This window comes from Psychrobacter sp. FDAARGOS_221, from assembly GCF_002313155.2.
Lineage (GTDB): Bacteria > Pseudomonadota > Gammaproteobacteria > Pseudomonadales > Moraxellaceae > Psychrobacter.
In genome coordinates, this window is the sequence record NZ_NWFK02000001.1 from 249,967 (window position 1) to 270,923 (window position 20,957).

The window sequence follows — 20,957 nt, forward strand, 5'->3', positions numbered from 1 at the left end:
AAAGTATTAAATATATCAAAACTATTAAAAACTTATGAGAAAAGAATTATGAGTAAAATTACCAGTCAATCCGTCACCAAGCCTATTATATTTAGCATTGGTATTGCCTCATTAGTATTTTTTGGCGGTGCTGTCGGCCTCACTTTGCAATCAGCAGAAACAGCATTAGAGCAAAACGCATCTGCTCAAACAACCCTCGCCAATCTAACATCTAATGATATGGCTTTAGGCCTGGATGCAGATCAATCAACAGATCAATCAATTGCTGCAATGGCTGATCTTAGCAGCCAGCGTTTGATTGCGATTAGCTCAGAACAAGCGCTGACTATAGCAAAACCTCAACATACTGATGCCTCATTAATAGGCACCCCCGAACTGGTCAACTATAACGGCAATGCTGCCTACGAAGTTAAATGGACAGACGGCGTCACCTATGTCGATGCGGCTCTAGGCACCATCATCAACCCTGTCAATCAAACTGTCTTGGTCAGTGGCTCTCAATATGAGGAAGGCTACGAAAATGGCTATGAGGAAGATGACGACGAGTATGATGATGACGATGATGAAGATGAACATCATGAAAGCTATGAGCGTCATGAACATAGCGAACGTTTGATGGTCGCCAATTATGAGAAACACGATGACGATGAGGACGAATACGATGACTAACCCAACTCAACTTTCTAAAACGACTGCTGCACAACCTTCTAGCGCAAACAAAACCAAGACTAAAGCTAAGAAAAAGCCAGAATCTTTTATGCTATTGAAAAGCAGCATCATGATTTTCTCAATTGCAGGCACAATGGGCGGTTGGCTGATATTTGTTAATCAAGAGTCACCTTCGCAGCCGATGGCAACTGAATCGACTGTTACTGAGTTGTCGACTATACCTGAAGTTACCCTTGTAGATATTAACGAGCTGCGACAAGTCAACCAAGCCATGCCCCAACCTAGCGCACAAAGAGCCGTCGTTACCCGAACCAGCTCTTCTCAGTAGCTGTTTATGAAAAGAAAATAGAAGAAAAGAAGACAAGCAATGCAACACTCAAACAATGACATCCAAACGGAAACTTATGACATTCACTCAATAAGTTTTTTCGCAATGGGCTGTCACAATCAAGTTCACCTTGAGCTTAGCCGGATTAAGTCACTTGTGAGTGCTGAGGTTATGCATGAGCATTTGGCGCAGTTAGAACAGCGAATCTTATCAAAACTTGCACACTGGGAAGGTATTTTCAGCCGTTTTGATGGGCATAGCGAGCTGATGCAGCTTAATAAGCGATCAGGAGAATGGGTGGCAGTGAGTCAAGCATTGTATGAGGTAATACAGCAAGCGTTTGTTTTTTATCAGCAAACTCAAGGTCTGGTCACGCCGACAGTTTTACAGTCTATGCAGCAGATAGGTTATCAATCTTCGTTTGAAACGTTAAAAAAATGCGAATTGAATTTTAGTTGCAATAGATCAGACGAGCTAAATCACCAACAAAACTTAATATGCTCATCTGCCGATAATACCACACCTAATCGTTCCAAAAACAGTCAAACGCCGACTAGGCCGCTGCCGCTAGAACGACAAATTCGCTTAAGACACAAAGTATCTACCGATGATGGTTATCCTACAATCTATGAAGTGTATTTGGCGGACGGTGTTGGTATTGATTTAAATGGCTACGTGAAAGGTTGGGCGGCGAACAAATTAGCAAAGCAAATCAGTACTGATAATAGACGGCCTCTACCCTGCCTGGTTAATTTAGGCGGTGATATTGCGGTAGGTACTGTTGATAATGGTACTGTTGATGATATTGATAAAGTGAATTGGACGGTGGCTATCGCTTCGCCAAATCTGACTGATTCAGCTAAGCCAAACAGTGAGTTATCAAGATTAAAAGATGATGTCGCTATTTTTGACATCTCAACCGGTGGTGTGGCGACGTCAGGACAGGACTATCGGCGCTGGTGGCATAAAGGCAAACCTCAGCATCATATTATCAACCCTTATGATAACCAGTCTGCTGTCAGTGACGTGTTAACCGTAACCGTTATTGCAGAAGATGCCTTGATTGCTGAAGTATGCGCTAAATACTGCCTAATAATGGGTCAACACAGCGCTTTAGAGTGGCTGCAAGATAATGATATCGCCGGTTTAATCATAAATACCCAACACCAGGTAATGACCTCGCCCGCCATGAACAACTATTTATAGCTTATTGCCATGTTTATAGTTAAGTCGAATTTACAGTTAATTATCAAAGTGCACTCAAAAGTTAGTGCTAAAGGTTTTATATATGTCACACACTGATTTAACCATGACTCAGGACACGCCTATTTTTATTAGATTACTCAAGTTAGCTGGGTGTGTTTTTATTATCGTATTGGGTATCAGCTTAGGTATTGCGTTATTAATGGGCTTTAAAGCTCAAATGTTGGACTCTATCACCACAATGATGACGATGACAGACAAGCATTATTGGTATTTATCGCGAGCAAGCGGGGTTATTGGCTACGCATTGTTTTGGCTATCGGTATTATTTGGTCTGCTATTAAGTACTCGTTTAGGCAAACAAATTAAATTTTCTCGAGTATTCGCTTTGCATAAATTTCTTAGCTTAACTGCCATTGGGTTTACCTTATTTCATGCAGGGATTTTGCTGTTAGACCGTTTTTTGAATATTGAATTATGGCAATTACTGACTCCCTTTGGTTTTAGCAGCAACCGTATTGGCACGGCTATGGGGCAGATTGGTTTTTATTTATTACTCATATGTGCCATTAGTTTTTATATTAAGCAATATATTGGGCAGAGTGCGTGGCGCTGGATTCACTTTTCTACTTTCTTAGCCTATATGTGTGTCAGTATTCACTTATTTATGGTCGGCTCAGATACAAGAGCACTGCCTCTCATGATATTCTATGCGGTCACTCAATCTATCGTGTTTATATTAATTAGCTATCGTCTGATTCTGATGAATTTCAACAAAGCTTAAATCGTTCTAACCTTGTGTACCTTATCCATAAGAATGTGTCATGAGAATGTTGAACACTGTTTAGATAACAGGTCGAAAAGGTCTATAATGATCCATATTGTAGCGAGTCATTTATTTTAGCGAGTCCTTGTTTATGCCACGTATATTATTAGTTGAAGATGATAACGCTATTGCTGAAGGCATCGTGCTTGCGCTTAAAAGCCATGGCATGGTTGTCGATTGGTTTACCGATGCCGTCCAGGGTGAATATGCCTTACAAGAGAATATGTTTGATGCGGTGCTGCTCGACTTAACCCTACCGAAGGGCGATGGTATCGATGTGTTAAAGAGCTGGCGGGCAAAAGGCTTTGACACGCCTGTACTCATTATTACCGCAAGAGATGCGATTGCCAATCGGGTTGCAGGCTTAAATTCTGGTGCCGATGATTATTTGGTTAAGCCCTTTGCTATTGAAGAGGTGGTCGCTCGCCTACAAGCTTTGATTAGAAGAAGCCAAGGGCGCAGTAAAAACATATTAAGCTATGGTAATGTGACCTATGAACCGAATTCTCAACAGGTCACTTATTTGGGGCAATTATTAGAGCTGACCAGCAAAGAGACCATTATATTGGAACACATGCTGACCCATCCCAATCAGATTCACAGCCGTGCTAGCTTAGAAGATAAAATATATGGTTGGCAACAAGACATTGATAGCAATGCGATAGAGGTTCATATCCATCATTTACGCAAAAAGCTAGGCGATGACTTAATCCTCACCAAGCGTGGTGTGGGCTATTATTTAAACCCCAAACGTCAGTAAAGCCCATCAGTATATCTAGAATCTTCAATCACCAACTCCCCTATTCCTATGATGTCTAAACCACTATGAAAAGTATTCAAAAAAGACTATTAACGTATTTACTGATTGGTCTACCGACGTTATGGATAATGACATCAAGCGTGACAACGTGGAAGCTTTGGCATGAAATAGATGAGATGAATGATACACAAATCATCCAGATGGCACGCTATTTGATAGAAACGGCAAGAGATGATGATCTAGAGGGCGACTATGAGCTTAAACGCTATGAGCTAAAACAATCTGAACTTGAGCAAACAGAATTAAGCAATGAAAATAACGCGGATGAAATCTTTAAAGCGTCTGAAAGTCATCATGATGACGATGAGCACGAATACGATAAGCACGAAGAAGAAGATAAAGATGAGCACGAAGACGATGATGATGACGAGTATGAAGAAGAGGATCATCATGATTCAGCGTTTGCAAAGATATACACCCTAAACAGCAAGCCGTTACCCATTGAAATTGAAGGTAATCTTGGCGATGCTAAAGAAGAATACTTAGGATTTGCGATTTGGGATAAGACAGGTCGTCTGCTGATGGCGGATCATAACGGCCAGTCGTTTGATTTTTTGCCGGATCAACATGGCTTTTTGGAAGATCATCAAAGTACCTATCAGCGCTTAAACCCTTTTAGCAAACGTTGGCGACTGTTTTATGTGCATGATGAATATGCCAATGACAATGCAGGCAGGGTCATTGCGGTAGGCCAAAATCTCGAATCACGCCGCGAGACCATTACAAATGCGATAACCGTACAGCTACTGCCAATGTTTTTTGGGCTGTTTGCGTTTATCGGTTTGGTTGTTTGGGCGGTGCGTCAAGGCTTTGCGCCATTAACCCAAATCAGTAGTGAGCTGAGTCAACGTGATTTATCCGACAACACCCCTATTAAAGCGGATGTACCCAAAGAGGTACAAGCTTTAGTCAATTCATTAAACGCCTTGTTCGTCAAAGTGTCGCAAGCTTTAGAGCGTGAACAACGCTTTACGGCGGACGCCTCGCATGAGCTACGCAGTCCATTGACAGCATTAAAGCTGCAAGCGGACTTACTCAAGCAGCAATTATTGCATTATTCAGATGGGTCAGATGCGTCAAATGAAACCCAGCTTTATGACCATGCTCAAAAAATTAGCGACGGCATTGATCGTGCCAATCACTTGGTTGATCAACTGCTTATTTTGGCAAAGCTTGCGCCGCAGCAGCAACTGCCAGAAGATCAGCTTGAACTTGCCGATTGGATTGCATTAACCGATGATGTGCTTAGTGAGGTTAATCGTCAAGCACGTGAAAAATACATTCAACTAAAACGGTCAGTGACTGTTGAAGCAGAACAAGTCTTACCGCTTCATATTAACCTAACCTTAATGAAAATATTACTACGCAACGTGCTAGACAATGCCATTCGCTATTCGCCTGAAAATAGCACGGTTGAGATTGTATTAGCTGCCGACAGTATTGTTGTTAAAGATAACGGCAAAGGCGTTAATCAAGAGCATCTAAACCGACTCAGTGAGCGCTTTTATCGTCCTGCGGGTCAAAAGCAAAAAGGTAGCGGGCTTGGGCTGTCTATCGTGCATCAAATAGCGCAATTGCATCAGTTGAACGTTAATTTTGCCAACCGCCCTGCCCCTGACTCAGGATTAATTGTCACTATCAGCAAGTCATCTTCTTAAGCTTTTTTTCAACCATCTTCCTAATCGTCTTATAGTCTCAGTTTGTATTCTGTAAAGGTCTATTAAGTGCTATTAATAGACCTTTATGCGTCTGATTTATTTGCATTTTTTCTTAAATTAATTTTCTTAAGGTTGGCATAAGGTTAGCCCTCTATACTCTGCTATACCGTAAGAATAATTAATATAGCCAACCAACTTTAAAGCCTTGCCGTATTAGTTGCCATGCTAAATACACTTAACCTGCTCGCTAAAGTTAACTGGCTATTATTAGGAGACACAGAAGATGCAATCGAATATGGATACAACAAGCCATTATGATGCTTTAGACACCACTTATCATATTAAAGCGATCAACCCCTCTTTTGCCTCTGATAATAATAAGACAAAAGCTATACCATCAGATTTATACATTACTGCCAGCACAGCCCAGTATTTTGCGCATCAACATGACGCATCGCAAACGTTCATCAAACAAGTGTATGAAACAGTACACAACGCTAAATTAAACTACTTTATGCCGTTATTATTTGCAGGCACCAACACTAACCTAATGTCAAAAACAGCTGCGCACATAGCGCCAAAAGTGGCTATAGGCTTAAAGCCTTTATATACAGAAAAGGTGTTTTTGGAGCAATACTTAGCATCGCCTATTGAAACGGTTATCAGTGAGTTGGTCGGTTACGATGTACAGCGCACGCGTATTTGTGAGATTGGTAACTTAGCGTCACAAAGTGCGGGTAATGCTCGGTTGATGATTGCATTTTTGGTGTTTTATCTATCAACACCGACCCAAAATGGGACTATGCAAACGACTAAAGCAGATTGGGCTGTCTGTACCGGCACAACTGCGGTTCAACATATCTTAAACCACATAGGGATTCGTAGTCATGTGATTGCTAAAGCAACGAGTGACGCTTTGGCTGACCCCAATCAGGTCTCGGCATGGGGACGTTATTATCAACATAATCCGCTGGTGCTTGCCATTAATGTGGCCGATGCAAGAACGGTGTGCTCTCCTTATTTTGAGTACACAGAATACAACAAACGCAATTTAGCGCCAGCCTCACAACTAATTCAAGCCTCTCAAACCATTCAAATAAACCAAGCCTCGCAGCCAGCAATTATAAAAATGCGAAGCACACATGCTGCGCACAGAGAGTCTTTGCCTATCACCCATTCAGCCTAAACTCGGTCAGCCCAAATTCAGGCAGCCTAACTATAGGGGTGGGTGTTAGCCGCTAGATTTATCACATATTAACTGTAAGAGACTCCAATGACACCAATCTATAACGCCATTAGTCAGCATGCGATGCAGACACCAAACCAGATAGCCATTACTGAAATATCTCAAGCGATGGCTAACGATGGTTCTGATCATCAGATCAATCAGCAAGGCCTCAATAAGCAAAGTACTAAGCAGCAAGTCATCGAGCAATGCATTAAGCAGTTAACTTATGCCGAGCTACAAACACATCTTACTAATCTAAGCGACCTTCTTCATCCGTATCAAGGTCGTCGTGTGGCTATTTATGCGGTCAATAACATAGATTGGGTGCTGCTTGATTTGGCATTTAGTCATGTTGGCGCGGTGGTCATTCCTATTCCGCTGTTTTTTAGTGCGTCGCAAATTGAGCATTTGTTGCAAGATGCTCAAATTGAGCTTATCTATATTGGTATCGGCTTATCACTGCCGCAGCTATCGGACTCTGAGGCAATAACCAAAACAACAACTCCTGGTATTGAGACCATTACCAGCCAACATAATGGGTTAACTGAGACACCTGTAATAAATGGCACCTTTTATCAAACTAAATATTCGGTCAATACAGCATCAAATCAAACTTCTGATGCCTCAACTGATACCTTAAAAGACAGGCCTTTTTGCAAGGTAACTTATACCTCAGGTAGTACAGGCATGCCCAAAGGGGTTTGCTTAGGCGATGAGACATTAATGCGTATTGTTACCTCGTTATCAGACGCCTTATCAGATACATTAACCGACACTACCCAAGACGTTATCCAATCAAAAGTAGGCCAATCTAAGGCAGGCCACTTGAGTGTGCTGCCTTTTGCCACTTTATTAGAAAACGTGGCAGGCATGTATGTCAGCTTATATATGGGCCGCACTTTGGTTATCGGTGATGTGAGTCAGTTTGGCTTACTGTCTAATCAAGCCTTTGATGCTGATAAGTTGCTACACACTCTACAAATGCACCGTATCGCCAGCGTTATTTTACTGCCGCAAATGTTGAAAGCCATTTGTGAATGTGACAGCACATATGATTTATCAGCGCTCAAATTTATGGCAGTTGGCGGCGGCAAGGTCTCTCCAACCTTGTTGAAAGAGGCAACAGCATTGGGTTTGCCTGTCTATGAGGGTTATGGGCTATCAGAGTGTGGCTCTGTCGTCAGTCTCAATACACCCAAAGCACATCGAGCAGGCAGCGTGGGAAAACCCATGCCGCATGCGGCTGTCAGCATTGCGCCTACTGGCGAGGTTATGGTAGCCGGAAATGCCATGCACGGTTACTTAAATCAGGACAGCAGTGTATCGAAAACTGATTTAAACCAACCGCTAATAGCAACAGGTGATATCGGACACTTAGATGAGGATGGCTACCTATATATTACAGGACGCCGCAAAAACGTACTGATTAGCAGCTTTGGTCGCAACATATCTCCAGAATGGGTAGAGGCGCAACTGTTGACCCAACCCATCATTTATCAAGCGGCAGTGCTCGGTGATGGCGAGCCTGCTTTATCTGCCGTCATTGTGGTTAATCTTGAATGGGCATCTATAGGCCAAGCTGGTGTTAATCAAGCAAGTACAGATCGAGCAAATACAGAACTAGAACAGTTGATTGCTGAGGCTATCGAGCATGTCAATCAAACACTGCCAGATTATGCTCAAGTAAAGCATTGGCATATTACCGATGATGCCTTTAGCGTTGATAACGGACTACTGACGGATAATGGCAAATTGCGTCGATTACATATCCTACAGACCTACGCAGCAACGCTTGGAATAAGACACTTGGCATAAGACGCTTGGGTTAAACCGTTAACTGTTCGCTTTTAATAATATTGTTTTTATTTACTTATTTTATTCATCTAGTAGAGGGTATTAAATCTTATGCAAACCAACATCGCATCCCCTATTCAAGATTGTGTGGCTCAAGACAAATCAGACGTATTAGCCGCTTTAGAAAATCAAGGCTGGATACTAATACGTGGCCATGATTATACTGTGGAGCACTTTAGTGCCTTGATGACCAGCCTATGCCAAACGCTGACCTATGATCCTGCACGCGAAAACATCAACAAAGAAACTCAAAAAGTAGATGCTGGCACGCACCCTGTCGGACTGCATATTGAAAATGGCAATACCCCACTGCCGCCTGATGTGGTTGCTTTTTTTAGTGAGCTAAGTGCCAGTAAAGGCTCGCAAACCACGCTGTGTGATGGGCATGCTGTCTATCAAGCACTGCCTGAAACATTAAAACAGTTATTTTCCAATCCGATCAGTATCAGTCGCTATTTACCAAAAACCATTTGGCAAAATTATGTAGCGACCGCAATGGGTAAACCAGATATCGCAAATCAGCTTACTTTTGATGACTTAAAAAACTTCATCGCCCAAACCAATAGTGAGTCGTTAACACACGACGCTGAACCTCAAGCTGACGGCGGCATCCGTTATACCTTACAAGTGCCTGCTATACGCCAAGATAATTTAAGCCATCTGCCCGCTTTTGCTAATACGCTACTAGGTCCCTCTTTTAATTACGAAAAGCCAGAGTTTACATTGGCAAATGCAGACAAAGTAGATGCGGAATTAATGCAGCAACTAACCCAAATTTGTGAAGCGCATACGCAAGAAATTGCATGGCAAGATGGTGATGTGCTGGTGTTAGACAATAAGCGAGTCATGCATGGTCGTCGTGAAATTAAAGTACCTCTTAATGAGCGTAAGCTGTATATTGGTATGGGACTGGGTGTGAATAAATAAAAATGAATGAAGACCTATAACACGAATAACATTATAAAAATTTATAAATAAGAGATTAACATGACAACACCCAACCCAAAAGCCAACGCCTACACCGTACTTATTGGAGCAACTGGCGGTATCGGTCAAGAGATAGCCAAGCAATTATGCGCAAATAATCGTCCTGTGGTTCTGGTAGGCCGTAATACCCAAAAACTAACGCAGCTGCATCATGAGCTAGCACAAAACTACCCTAACCTTTCGATACAGGCTTGTGCTTGTGACTTAAGTATTCCTTCTTCGCAAGATGAATTGATCGAAAACTTAAAGCAGCTTATTCAGCCAGCGACTAATGATAGTGTTAACTATATTGATGCGGTCATTTTCAATGCAGGCATTAATGACTTTGCTTTGCTGACAGATCAAAGCGATGACCTGCTTGAGCAAATGATGCTGGTGAATGTCGCTTATCCAATGCAACTGATTAAGCGCTTGTTACCTGTATTAATTGCGCAAAACAAACCGAGTCAAATCATTAACATTGGCTCAACCTTTGGCAGTATCGGCTATCCTGGCTTTAGTGCTTATAGTGCCAGTAAATTTGCTTTACGCGGTGCGACTCAAGCTTTGCAGCGAGAATATAGCGATACTACAGTTCGCTTTCGCTACTTTGCGCCCAGAGCCACTAAAACCACGATGAATAATGATGCTGTGGTCGCAATGAACAATGAGTTGAAAGTGAATATGGACTCACCGGAACTGGTTGCTAAGGCATTGGTTGAGTTTTTAAGCAACAAACAAGTTAATCAGCACCTTGGCTTTCCAGAACGGTTTTTTGCTTGGCTAAACCGTGTGTTCCCAAGTATTGTCGGAAATGCAATTATTAAGGATTTACCGACTATTAAGCGTTATGCTCAGAAGTAGATATAAGTTTTGGGCCTAATAGCTATTTCAATATGAATATTACATGTAGGACCGTTAGTATGATATTTTTAGACAAGAAATCTATAAATACCAAAAGAAACAAAAAATAGTATGAAATACTGACAGGTCCTTAAAAGGAGTTAATCATGCCAACCGCAGACTTCCAAATTAATTTTCTGAGAAATATACAGTGGCTGTTAGAATCTAGCGCTTATACCTCAACGTACAAGTTTGCCTTATTAGTTGCAATATCTAATCTATCCATTGAATCAGGCATTAATAATGACAGCACCTGCTCTATCTCTTACTATCAACTTGCTGAACAATTCATACAACTATACTGGTCTCAAGCACTGCCATTCTCAGACTTAGATAGCAACTCCACCTTAAGACAAAGTAATACGCCGGGACAAATTAAAGTCATTACCAGCATTCTAAACTTGCAAGCTGAAGCGAAAACAACTAGCTTGAATAACGCTCGCACTTTTAATATAAAAAAATGGCAATCTACACTTAAAGAAATTGCTCGTACTATTAAAAATAATCCTGCTAAATATCTGCAAAGTGCTGAAAATAAAATAAACCGAGAGTTCTTGTACGTATATGACAGTAAAGCACAAGAAATAACCTTAAAACCAGGGGTTGCCTACTGTTTTGCAAGATTTAGTAAAATCATTCAAAAGCTATGCCAACAGTATTGGGCAGATTTTGTCCGGAAAAACCGTCACAACCAAGCCTATTTCAGTGATGATTTAGATTTACAACAATTTTTATTCAATCAACCGAGACAAAACCTAAGCGTCTTAGTGCCTTTGTTAAAAGACATCCAAGATGGAGAGTGTTTTTATTGTGGTGGTCATTTAAAAGGGACGCCCGAAGTTGATCATTTTATTCCATGGTCAAAATACCAAATAGATACCACACATAACTTTGTGCTTGCTGATCACAAGTGCAATAACAGTAAACGTGACTATTTGGCGGAAGAAAGATTTTATGAACAATGGTTAATTAGAAACCAGGATTATGGAAAACTGATAGAGGATGAAACATCCACTATGGGTTTTATTAGCAATCAAACTCGATCAGAAACTATTAGTCAATGGGCTTATCAGGTTGCAGTTGAGCATAACGATCTAGTCTGGATACCAAACTCTACTACTAGACTACGGTATATCAATCCATCTCTTCTGCCTCGTCTAGGGGTCTAAGAAAAATGCCCAACCTGGCAAGGTCGGGGTTATGGAGGGCAGTTTAATTAATATCAAACCGATAACGCTGCTTGTCATATTTAGCAGCATAGCCAACAGCCGTTGTAGAATACTTTTTGCCCGAGCTATCGACGTAGCTAATCTCTAGCGAGTCTTCAGTATCCTGATATTGGATGGTATAGATATAGGACTGTTCGGGTTCAAGCTTGCCAATGACATCGTGACTGCCTGCATTTAGATAATGCACAGTAATATCAAAGACTGTATCTGATTTATGGTTACTAATCTTAAAGGTGCCTTCAGGTTGCTGCTGGGATGAGCAAGACATTAGCCATAGACTAGCAGCCACTAATAGAGCCACTTTATTGAATTGAGCAAATCCGACGACTCTCATAGTGACTATCTTAAAACCAACCTTCTTCTAACTGATCTTCGGTGTTACTTAAGTCAAACCCTGTGACCAGATCATAAAACGTCCCGGGATCTTCAATACCGTCTAATAGCTCGCGTTTATGCAATGCCACAAACATCGCTAATGAATAAGCGGGACAATGAATATTCTTTTTTGGGTTAAACGATACGTCTGTAAAGGCTTGGTATTGAAGTACTTCCTCGTGCAGCTGTGGGTGCTGCTTTAGCGCATTGACATACAGCCAATCATAAAATACCGTCAGCGGCTCAAGACCCCATAGCATGCCAAAATAATCATAACCGGTAATATCACCAGAGCTGATTAAACGCTCATCTTTTTTGGCTTGTCTTGGTGCAGCGTCTAGCAAATCAATAAAGGGACCGCCTTTTTCAAATACTTTGCTGGCTTGATAGGCGTTTTCGACACTGTACTGCCTGCCCTGCTCTATCCCTTCACTGTTGTTATTCGCATCTCTGTCAGATTCAAAACCATGGGTCAGCTTTAGAGTGTTAGGATTAAGGTGAAAACTTAGCTTATTACCGGATTTACTGGTTAAATCCAGCACTTTTTTAAAGCCGTATTTCTTTTTGATGACTTGATGCAGATCATTGATGGTTTTTTTCTTCTGGCGGGTCGCAAATCCCACATGGCGCTCGATTCTAACCATATCGGTTTTGACAAGATTGTCACTGCCGACTCTAGGCATAAAGACAGGTTTGTATTCGATAGGTGTGGGCGTTTGAGATAAAGGGTGTTGCATAGTGTTAGGCCTTAAATAGTGCTGAGTCTTAAATATACTTTAAAGTTTGATATTTTATTTAGCAGGTTAAATGAATAGATGTCAGTTTAACGCACTATCTGGCTTTGGTGTTATAAAAGCATGGATTTATGGGTTAAAAGGTTTGATTTGAACCAAGTAGCATTCATTTCGCCAACCATTTGGCTAGCCATGTCGCTAAAACCACCAAACATAAAAAAACAGCAACCCATCTGATTTAAGATAGATTGCTGCTTTATTTAAAAGACCTTAGTCTATTATTGGTTTAAGATTTAGAAGAAACCCATTGCCTTGGTGCTGTAAGACACCAACATGTTTTTGGTTTGCTGATAGTGATCAAGCATCATCAGATGGTTTTCACGGCCGATGCCTGATTTCTTATAGCCACCGAATGCAGCGTGTGATGGATAGATGTGATAACAGTTGGTCCAAACTCGACCGGCTTGGATACCACGGCCAAAGCGGTATGCTTTGTGCACATTACGGGTCCAGATACCTGCGCCTAAGCCATACAAAGTGTCATTGGCCAAACGCATCGCTTCTTCATCATCTTTAAAGGTAGTCACTGCCAATACTGGGCCAAAGATTTCCTCTTGGAATACCCGCATATCGTTGGTGCCTTCAAAGATGGTTGGCTGTACATAATAACCATTGGCTAACACACCGTCATAATTGGCTTTTTCACCGCCAACTAGGACTTTAGCCCCTTCTTTTTTACCAATATCTAGATAGCTGACAATTTTATCCAGCTGCTCGTTACTGGCTTGAGCACCTACCATGGTATCTGTATCTAGTGGGTTGCCAACTTTAATGGCTTTAACCCGCTCGATACAGCGCTTGATAAACTCTTCATAAATGCTTTCATGCACTAATGCACGCGATGGACAGGTACATACCTCGCCTTGGTTTAAGGCGAACATTACCAGACCTTCAACCGCTTTATCCAAAAAGTCATCATCTTCATCCATCACATCAGCGAAGAAAATGTTCGGGCTTTTACCGCCCAGCTCTAGGGTAACTGGGATAATGTTTTCACTGGCGTATTCCATAATCAGACGACCGGTTGTGGTCTCACCAGTAAAGGCTACTTTATTAATACGAGGGTTTGAAGCCAGTGGTTTACCTGCTTCTACACCAAAACCATTAACAATATTTAGCACACCTTTTGGTAGCAAGTCTGCCAAACCAATGGTATCGATTAGATACATAATAGAGGCAGGCGTTTGCTCTGCTGGCTTGAGTACAATACAGTTACCCGTGGCTAATGCAGGGGCAATTTTCCAAATGGCCATTAGAATTGGGAAGTTCCAAGGGATAATCTGACCGACGACACCAAGAGGTTCGTGGAAGTGATAGGCTACGGTATCGTCATCAATTTGACTGATGCCGCCTTCTTGTGCACGGATGGCGCTGGCGAAGTAACGCAGTTGATCAATGGCTAATGGAATGTCTGCTGCTAAGGTTTCTCTAACTGGCTTACCGTTTTCATAGCATTCGGCAACCGCAATTTTCTCAAGGTTTTGCTCCATTTTATCGGCAATCTTGAGTAACAGATTGGCGCGCTCAGTGACACTGGTTTTACCCCAGGCATCTTTAGCCGCATGCGCAGCATCTAGCGCTTTTTCAATATCTGCTTCTTTAGAACGGGCAACTTTACAAATTACCTTGCCGTCAATAGGACTGGTGTCTTCAAAATACTCACCATCAATGGGGGCAACCCACTCACCGCCGATAAAGTTATCATATTTCTCACGGAACTGAACCAAGCTATTATCGGTATTTGGGGTCTGGTACAACATACAACACTCCTTGTTATTACTATTATCATTATGATGATTGCTATTAAGCCGCCGCCCTGCTTTTAATACTATTTATTAATTCGATGAGCTGGCAAGCATAAGCCGCAATATTCCTTTGCGTGCTTAGCTATCCTATAGGTTTATTAGCGTTAGAAAAAGTTCCTTATTTTATGCTATCAACTCCTAAGTGATAACTTATTGTTATATGACTCTAAATTATAAGTTATGCTAATCTTAAATAGGCAATGCTAACAATGAAATTTAACTTAACCATTGTTAAAAATTTCTTTCTAAATAAATCCTTCCAAACAACTTAAGATCAGCGCCATACCTTGTATAACCAAAATCTCGAAGGCTTATAACTATTATCAATTCGTTTTTATAGCAGCCGTGCTAGTATATTTAGGTTTACCAAGACAAAAGTTTAACTTTCTTACTGGGTCGGTTGACTGGGACTGACAAGCTCGGGGTTATTATGAGTGACGCATCAAAAAATTCACAAAAGTTCAGCTGGCGCATATTTGGTCCAGGTATTTTATTAGCAACCGGTGCCGTAGGCGGATCGCATTTGATTTCCTCTACCCAAGCGGGTGCGCTTTATGGCTGGCAGCTGGCGATTATTATCGTCTTGGCCAACTTCTTTAAGTATCCTTTCTTTAAGTTTAGCACCGACTATGTCTATGATACTGGCGAATCATTGATTGCCGGTTATGCCCGCAAGTCTGGATTATACCTTTGGGTTTATACCATTCTGTTATTAGCCTCTGCGGTTATCAGTGTTGGCGCCTTGTCTTTATTAACCTCGGTTATTTTAAGCTTTATGCTCCCAGAGCAATTAACCCCCGCTTCGACTGTTTTGTCAGCTTTAGTGCTGGGTAGCAGCTGGATATTGCTTATTTTAGGTCACTATAAACTTTTAGACAGATTGAACAAGTGGATTATGGCGACCTTGATTATCACCACTATTTTGGCGGTGTTGGTCGCAGCCGGTAAGCCTACCGCCATCATTGAGGGTTATGTGCCGACCTCGCCTTGGAATATGGCATCACTGGCCTTTATCGTGGCATTGATGGGCTGGATGCCAGCGCCACTCGAGTTTGCTGCTATGACCTCTATGTGGACCAAAGAAAAGGTTAAAACCGATCACACCACTCACAGACAGGGCCTGATCGACTTTAATGCCGGTTATATCTCCAGCGCCATCTTGGCATTGTTTTTCTTAGCGCTTGGGGTGTTTGTACAGTACGGCTCAGGCGTTCCGGTTGAGATGCAAGGCGGCGCTTATATTACCCAATTATTTAATATGTACACTGCCACCATCGGTGATTGGTCAAGACTGTTGGTTGCGTTTGTCGCCTTCATGGTGATGTACGGCACCACCATTGCTTGTATCGATGGCTATGGCCGCTCATTGGCTGAAAGCACGCGTCTGATTAAAGGCCAAGCTGATATTAATAACACCCAAATCCTATTTTGGACCACTTACACCGTCATCGGCAGCTTTATCATTATCACCTTCTTTAAAGGTCAGTTGGGCGCGATGCTTAAGTTTGCCATGATTTCAGCCTTTTTATTGGCGCCAGTATTTGGCTGGCTGAACTATTCATTGGTCAAAAGTCAGCAGCGACTCTCTGGCGCCATGACGGTCTACAGCGTGACTGGGCTATTATTTTTGGCGGCAGTGGCGTTGTTATTTCTAATGCAACTGACCGGTATTTTGAGCTAATTCGATCAAACATCAAAAACCAAAACAAACAACACCCTTAAAACCTTTTAGCAAAAGGACACTCAACATGAGCAAGACAACAGCAGCATATGACGACCAGTCGTCAACACATCCAGGCCAAAGTAAATCCCTTAAATGGAAAGTATTTGGCCCAGGTATCCTGTTAGCCACTGCTGCTATTGGTGGCTCACATCTGATTTCATCGACTCAGGCTGGTGCCCTATACGGTTGGCAGTTGGCGATTATGATTATCTTAGCCAACTTTTTTAAATATCCATTTTTTAAGTTTGGCACCGATTACGTTTATGAAAGTCATGAGTCTTTGGTAGCAGGCTATGCCAAAAGATCACCGATTTACTTATGGGCATTTTTTATACTCTCACTGGCCGCTTCGGTGATTAGTACCGGTGCAGTATCTTTATTAGCCGCGGTTATTTTAGGCTTTATGCTGCCTGAAAGTTGGGCATTAGAAACTACCACGCTAGCGCTAATAGTGATGGGTGTGTCTTGGCTGTTTTTGATATTGGGCCATTATAAGCTGTTAGATAGGGTCACCAAGTGGATCATGGTGTCGTTAACACTGGCAACGTTAGCGGCGGTGATTATCGCTGCTGGCAAGCCGACAGTGATGACTCCTGACTTTGTACCGATGTCGCCTTGGAATATGGCAACCTTAGGATTTATCGTGGCATTGATGGGCTGGATGCCAGCACCACTTGAATTCTCAGCGATTAACTCTATGTGGGTATCGGCCAAGATTAAAAATGATCACACCACTCATAAGCAAGGCCTGATTGACTTTAACGTTGGCTTTATTTCAACCTCTATTTTGGCGCTGTTATTTTTGGCGTTGGGGGTATTTGTTCAATATGGCTCAGGGGTTGAGATTCAGACCCAAGGCGGCGCTTATGTTGGGCAGTTGATTAACATGTATACCGCTACCATTGGTGAGTGGTCTAGACTACTGGTTGCGTTCATTGCATTTATGGTGATGTTCGGTACCACCATCACCTGTGGTGACGGCTATGGTCGTGTTAACGCTGAGTGTTGGCGCCTGATTCGTAATGACAACCAAGTTAATGGCAAGCAGATTGCGTTTTGGACCACTTATACCATCATTGGCGGTTATATCATCATTACTTACTTTAGTGGCCAATTGGGTGCGATGCTTAAGTTTGCCATGATTACTGCCTTTGTTTCAGCACCTATCTTTGGTTGGTTGAACTACACCTTAATCAAGCATCAAAAGAAACTGTCAGCAGGCATGACCCTATATACCATTGCCGGCTTACTATTCCTAGGCGGCATTGCGCTATTGTTTATGGCTCAGTTGCTGGGCCTATTAGACTAATTGTCGCCATTAAAACAATTATAACCATTAAATTAAGACTGAGTTTCGACATAATAGGTAGCGTTTAACCGCCATCTATTTGTTGAGACTCAGTTTTTTTCTATTGTACTCTTCCATCATTTCAGTATATATTGCTATTAAGGATGCTTGGAGCATTAAGCCGTTATGGTATAGGGAGATGTGCCATGAGTTATGGAAGACAAACACAACGAGACGTTAATAACCTGTTCAAGTTGCAGCGCCGATTACAGCGCTCTATCGCCCCTGTGATTCTAGCTGGGGCTGTCACTATACCGCTGCTGCTCAGCGGCTGTGAATACTTTGCCCCTGACCCCATGATGCAGACCATCCCTACCAATGCTGACCGCTGGCAAGACAAGCTGTCTGACACCCTGGATAACCTAGATGAAGAAGATCGGCAGCTACTGAGCCGCTATATGCTGCGCATGCGCTCGAGTGAGGCTTATGAAAAAGGCGCAATACCGCGTATTACAGTGGGTAAAGCCATTGAGCATCAGCGCAAATATGAAGTATTGCACCCAGACAATCCAACAGGTCGAAGAAACAGTACCGCGCAAAAGTCAGTGCATGATATTCAGCAATTGACCTATCCGTTGTTACTGTTACCAGTGCAAGCCAGTGAACAAGACAGCTTAAACCAAGTTGAGCTATCGTTTGTGCTAAGCAACCAAGGCATCACACCGGTGACCAGTTTTAAAGGCACAATTTTGATGCGTTATCCAACTTTCAAAAAGGCCAAGCCGGTCGCGATAAAACTAACCCAGTTTGATCCACCGATCGCCAATGACAGTTCAAGAAAGCTTGTTGCCGGTGTCAATATCGCTGATACAAATGTGATGAAAGCAATTCATAATCCGCAGGATATTGAGCTGATTATTAGCGAAGGGGTGATAACCCTTGAAGATGGCACACAAGTGGTTTTTGAATAGATCTGTAATTAGGTCTGTGTCTAGCTGCTCACTTAGGTATTTGCTGCTATCCTTTACACACCATCGAAACTGACGTTAAATGGTCATAGTAAATATTACTGCTAAACAATAGCTACTAAATAATAGACGGTATTCTGCTGCATGCAATTAAAACGACTTAAAGCCTTTCACGCCATTGCCCGCCTCAAAAGCTTTAGTGAGGCGGCGTATGAAACGCAGCTATCACAGCCAACCTTGAGCCGTTTGCTTAAGCAGCTTGAAGATGAGTTGGGTGTTGAACTGATTGATCGTTATAACCGACCATTGCAGCTCACCGAAGCCGGTGCCTTTTTTTTCGATAAGATTACTCACATCCTGCAAGAGCTAGACAGCAGTATCAGCCTTACTCAAAAGATAGCCAATCCGCCAGATACGCTGAATATTGGATTTGTGCCCTCGGTACTTTATGGTCTATTGCCGACTATTATCTCAAGGCTAAAACAGCGCATGCCGCAGCTTGATGTGCATCTAAAAGACATCAGCTCTTTTAAACAAGTGGGTGCGCTAAAATCTGGCGAGATTGATGTCGGATTTGGTCGCTTTGCGCATGATGATGCTCAAATCCATCAGCTGCTACTGCGTCATGAGCGCTATGTCGCCGCCCTACCCAACACCCATCAATTGGTCAACAGCGATGATATTCATCTGTCTCAGCTGCAAGACAGCCGCGTTATCTTATATCATCAAACACACCTTCCGGTACCAAAGCTATTTAGCCGCGCATCCAGTCAAGTAAGCCATGAAACACAAACCACTGATGCTTCTCAAATCAGTGAGCCACTGCTGCATTTATTTGCCAAACGCTCTGCTTTGCCGCATCAAACCACTGAGGTCAGTGATATTCAATTAGCACTGGGCTTGGTTGCCGCAGGTGAAGGCGTCACCCTTGTCCCTGATAGCTTAAAGTCAGTACGCGCTGGGCAAATCAGTTATTGCAGCTTAGTGCATGAAGATGCCACCTCGCCGATATATATCTGCACCTTAAAATCCCCCACCCATCCTGCCTTTGCAGCCTTGCTGGATGTTATCTATGACATCTATGAGCAGCGCGGCATTACCTATCGACGCTTAAGTTAAAATATTTGTAACAGTTTGTTAAAATAAAACCGCTATTATCCTCTTCTATATTGCAGTTAATGAATACATCTGGCAGTAAAGCATCAATAAATAAATAAAACTATTCAGTTATCGAATACTGTCATTTTATCTTAATTTAAACTGTTTATAATCTAATCATAGCTGCTGTGTGCTGCTCTTCCCTATTTGCTAATTTAGCGCTACTCTAATGCGCAACACACAAGATGATTGTTGTTATATAACCCCCTAACTAACACCTTTTCAACTTCCATCTCACCCCAACCGATTCAAGGAATGAAGATGACTACTCTTTCTGCTGGCAAGCGTTTCCGTGATGCCATTACCGAACAAACCTCAAATAACAAACCACTTCAAATTGTCGGCACCATCAATGCCTATACTGCCATGATGGCAAAACAAGTGGGTCATAAAGCTATTTATCTATCAGGCGGCGGCGTGGCCAACGCTTCTTACGGCTTACCTGACTTAGGTATGACCAGCCTTGATAACGTACTAGAAGACGCTAGCCGTATTACCAATGCGGTTGATACGCCTTTATTGGTTGATATCGATACCGGTTGGGGCGGCGCATTTAACATCGCTCAAACCATCAAAAAGATGGAAAAAGCAGGTGTTGCTGCAATTCATATCGAAGACCAAGTGGCTCAAAAACGTTGTGGCCATCGCCCAAACAAAGAAATCGTATCTACTGCCGAAATGGTTGATCGTCTAAAAGCGGCTCTTGATGCCAAAGAAGATCCAGACTTCGTGGTTATGGCACGTACCGATGCGTTATCGGTTGAAGGTCTAGAAGCCGCTGTAGAGCGTGCTGTTGCTTTCCAAGAAGCAGGTGCTGATATGATCTTCGCTGAAGCTTTGACCGATATTCAAATGTATCGCAAATTCACCGATGTGCTAGATATCCCAGTATTGGCCAATATGACCGAGTTTGGTCAGACTGACCTATACACCACTGAGCAGTTATTTGAAGTGGGTGTTGAAATGGTGCTATACCCACTATCAGCCTTCCGTGCGATGAACAAGGCAGCACTAAACGTTTATCAGCATCTATTGGATGATGGCACTCAAGAAGCGGTAGTTGATACCATGCAGACGCGTATGGAGCTGTATGATTTCTTAAACTACCATCAGTTTGAACAAAAGTTAGACGAGTTATTTGCTCAGAAAAAATAAACTTGGT

At 42.4% G+C, this 20,957-nt stretch carries 19 protein-coding genes; 16 read left to right on the forward strand and 3 right to left on the reverse strand.

Going from position 1 to position 20,957, the window contains the following annotated elements; genetic code table 11:
* Positions 1–48 precede the first annotated feature (48 nt).
* From A6J60_RS01130 to A6J60_RS01180, 11 genes are all read left to right on the forward strand, one after another.
* Positions 49–669: a PepSY domain-containing protein gene (locus A6J60_RS01130; protein WP_096064363.1), complete on the forward strand. Its 621-nt coding sequence runs from the start codon at positions 49–51 to the stop codon at positions 667–669.
* Positions 662–997: a hypothetical protein gene (locus tag A6J60_RS01135; RefSeq protein WP_193777999.1), complete on the forward strand. Its 336-nt coding sequence runs from the start codon at positions 662–664 to the stop codon at positions 995–997. Before A6J60_RS01130 ends, A6J60_RS01135 begins: the two co-directional genes overlap by 8 nt.
* A gap of 39 nt (positions 998–1,036) precedes the next feature.
* A complete protein-coding gene (locus A6J60_RS01140; protein ID WP_096064364.1) occupies positions 1,037–2,203 on the forward strand; it encodes an FAD:protein FMN transferase in 1,167 nt (388 codons plus the stop codon).
* Positions 2,204–2,285: 82 nt separating this feature from the next.
* Entirely contained in the window at positions 2,286–2,984 is a 699-nt protein-coding gene (locus A6J60_RS01145; RefSeq protein ID WP_227526017.1) for a ferric reductase-like protein, read from the forward strand.
* Between the two features lie 133 nt (positions 2,985–3,117).
* Positions 3,118–3,786: a response regulator gene (locus tag A6J60_RS01150; protein WP_096064365.1), complete on the forward strand. Its 669-nt coding sequence runs from the start codon at positions 3,118–3,120 to the stop codon at positions 3,784–3,786.
* Between the two features lie 65 nt (positions 3,787–3,851).
* Positions 3,852–5,504, forward strand: coding sequence for an ATP-binding protein (locus A6J60_RS01155; protein ID WP_096064366.1), 1,653 nt, complete (start codon positions 3,852–3,854; stop codon positions 5,502–5,504).
* A gap of 283 nt (positions 5,505–5,787) precedes the next feature.
* On the forward strand, positions 5,788–6,690 hold the full coding sequence (locus A6J60_RS01160) for a thermostable hemolysin (RefSeq protein ID WP_193778000.1): 903 nt from the start codon (positions 5,788–5,790) through the stop codon (positions 6,688–6,690).
* 87 nt (positions 6,691–6,777) lie between these two features.
* On the forward strand, positions 6,778–8,547 hold the full coding sequence (locus A6J60_RS01165; RefSeq protein WP_096064367.1) for an AMP-binding protein: 1,770 nt from the start codon (positions 6,778–6,780) through the stop codon (positions 8,545–8,547).
* Between the two features lie 90 nt (positions 8,548–8,637).
* Positions 8,638–9,513: a TauD/TfdA family dioxygenase gene (locus A6J60_RS01170; RefSeq protein ID WP_096064368.1), complete on the forward strand. Its 876-nt coding sequence runs from the start codon at positions 8,638–8,640 to the stop codon at positions 9,511–9,513.
* A gap of 60 nt (positions 9,514–9,573) precedes the next feature.
* A complete protein-coding gene (locus tag A6J60_RS01175; RefSeq protein ID WP_096064369.1) occupies positions 9,574–10,416 on the forward strand; it encodes an SDR family oxidoreductase in 843 nt (280 codons plus the stop codon).
* Positions 10,417–10,562: 146 nt separating this feature from the next.
* Entirely contained in the window at positions 10,563–11,624 is a 1,062-nt protein-coding gene (locus tag A6J60_RS01180) for an HNH endonuclease (RefSeq protein ID WP_096064370.1), read from the forward strand.
* A gap of 43 nt (positions 11,625–11,667) precedes the next feature.
* Here A6J60_RS01180 and A6J60_RS01185 read toward each other — a convergent pair whose 3' ends face one another.
* From A6J60_RS01185 to A6J60_RS01195, 3 genes are all read right to left on the reverse strand, one after another.
* Positions 11,668–12,018: a hypothetical protein gene (locus A6J60_RS01185; protein ID WP_096064371.1), complete on the reverse strand. Its 351-nt coding sequence runs from the start codon at positions 12,016–12,018 to the stop codon at positions 11,668–11,670.
* Between the two features lie 10 nt (positions 12,019–12,028).
* A complete protein-coding gene (locus tag A6J60_RS01190; RefSeq protein ID WP_096064372.1) occupies positions 12,029–12,796 on the reverse strand; it encodes a DUF6977 family protein in 768 nt (255 codons plus the stop codon).
* Positions 12,797–13,086: 290 nt separating this feature from the next.
* A complete protein-coding gene (locus tag A6J60_RS01195) occupies positions 13,087–14,613 on the reverse strand; it encodes an aldehyde dehydrogenase family protein (protein ID WP_096064373.1) in 1,527 nt (508 codons plus the stop codon).
* Between the two features lie 475 nt (positions 14,614–15,088).
* Between A6J60_RS01195 and A6J60_RS01200 the strand changes: the two genes are divergently transcribed.
* The 5 genes from A6J60_RS01200 (at position 15,089) to prpB (ending at position 20,950) form a co-directional block, all read left to right on the forward strand.
* Positions 15,089–16,339 (forward strand): NRAMP family divalent metal transporter, encoded by a 1,251-nt coding sequence (locus tag A6J60_RS01200; RefSeq protein ID WP_096064374.1) that lies wholly within the window; start codon positions 15,089–15,091, stop codon positions 16,337–16,339.
* 67 nt (positions 16,340–16,406) lie between these two features.
* Positions 16,407–17,690 (forward strand): NRAMP family divalent metal transporter, encoded by a 1,284-nt coding sequence (locus A6J60_RS01205; RefSeq protein ID WP_227526018.1) that lies wholly within the window; start codon positions 16,407–16,409, stop codon positions 17,688–17,690.
* A gap of 185 nt (positions 17,691–17,875) precedes the next feature.
* Entirely contained in the window at positions 17,876–18,640 is a 765-nt protein-coding gene (locus tag A6J60_RS01210) for a hypothetical protein (RefSeq protein ID WP_227526019.1), read from the forward strand.
* A gap of 141 nt (positions 18,641–18,781) precedes the next feature.
* Entirely contained in the window at positions 18,782–19,756 is a 975-nt protein-coding gene (locus A6J60_RS01215; protein WP_096064375.1) for a LysR family transcriptional regulator, read from the forward strand.
* A 300-nt stretch (positions 19,757–20,056) separates the two neighbouring features.
* On the forward strand, positions 20,057–20,950 hold the full coding sequence (gene prpB, locus A6J60_RS01220; RefSeq protein ID WP_096064376.1) for a methylisocitrate lyase: 894 nt from the start codon (positions 20,057–20,059) through the stop codon (positions 20,948–20,950).
* Positions 20,951–20,957: the final 7 nt, after the last annotated feature.

Coding starts and splice junctions, on each gene's coding strand:
- A6J60_RS01130 (WP_096064363.1), top strand. CDS start 49: ATGAGTAAAATTACCAGTCAATCCGTCACCAAGCCTATTATATTTAGC.
- A6J60_RS01135 (WP_193777999.1), top strand. CDS start 662: ATGACTAACCCAACTCAACTTTCTAAAACGACTGCTGCACAACCTTCT.
- A6J60_RS01140 (WP_096064364.1), top strand. CDS start 1,037: ATGCAACACTCAAACAATGACATCCAAACGGAAACTTATGACATTCAC.
- A6J60_RS01145 (WP_227526017.1), top strand. CDS start 2,286: ATGTCACACACTGATTTAACCATGACTCAGGACACGCCTATTTTTATT.
- A6J60_RS01150 (WP_096064365.1), top strand. CDS start 3,118: ATGCCACGTATATTATTAGTTGAAGATGATAACGCTATTGCTGAAGGC.
- A6J60_RS01155 (WP_096064366.1), top strand. CDS start 3,852: ATGAAAAGTATTCAAAAAAGACTATTAACGTATTTACTGATTGGTCTA.
- A6J60_RS01160 (WP_193778000.1), top strand. CDS start 5,788: ATGCAATCGAATATGGATACAACAAGCCATTATGATGCTTTAGACACC.
- A6J60_RS01165 (WP_096064367.1), top strand. CDS start 6,778: ATGACACCAATCTATAACGCCATTAGTCAGCATGCGATGCAGACACCA.
- A6J60_RS01170 (WP_096064368.1), top strand. CDS start 8,638: ATGCAAACCAACATCGCATCCCCTATTCAAGATTGTGTGGCTCAAGAC.
- A6J60_RS01175 (WP_096064369.1), top strand. CDS start 9,574: ATGACAACACCCAACCCAAAAGCCAACGCCTACACCGTACTTATTGGA.
- A6J60_RS01180 (WP_096064370.1), top strand. CDS start 10,563: ATGCCAACCGCAGACTTCCAAATTAATTTTCTGAGAAATATACAGTGG.
- A6J60_RS01185 (WP_096064371.1), bottom strand. CDS start 12,018: ATGAGAGTCGTCGGATTTGCTCAATTCAATAAAGTGGCTCTATTAGTG.
- A6J60_RS01190 (WP_096064372.1), bottom strand. CDS start 12,796: ATGCAACACCCTTTATCTCAAACGCCCACACCTATCGAATACAAACCT.
- A6J60_RS01195 (WP_096064373.1), bottom strand. CDS start 14,613: ATGTTGTACCAGACCCCAAATACCGATAATAGCTTGGTTCAGTTCCGT.
- A6J60_RS01200 (WP_096064374.1), top strand. CDS start 15,089: ATGAGTGACGCATCAAAAAATTCACAAAAGTTCAGCTGGCGCATATTT.
- A6J60_RS01205 (WP_227526018.1), top strand. CDS start 16,407: ATGAGCAAGACAACAGCAGCATATGACGACCAGTCGTCAACACATCCA.
- A6J60_RS01210 (WP_227526019.1), top strand. CDS start 17,876: ATGAGTTATGGAAGACAAACACAACGAGACGTTAATAACCTGTTCAAG.
- A6J60_RS01215 (WP_096064375.1), top strand. CDS start 18,782: ATGCAATTAAAACGACTTAAAGCCTTTCACGCCATTGCCCGCCTCAAA.
- prpB (WP_096064376.1), top strand. CDS start 20,057: ATGACTACTCTTTCTGCTGGCAAGCGTTTCCGTGATGCCATTACCGAA.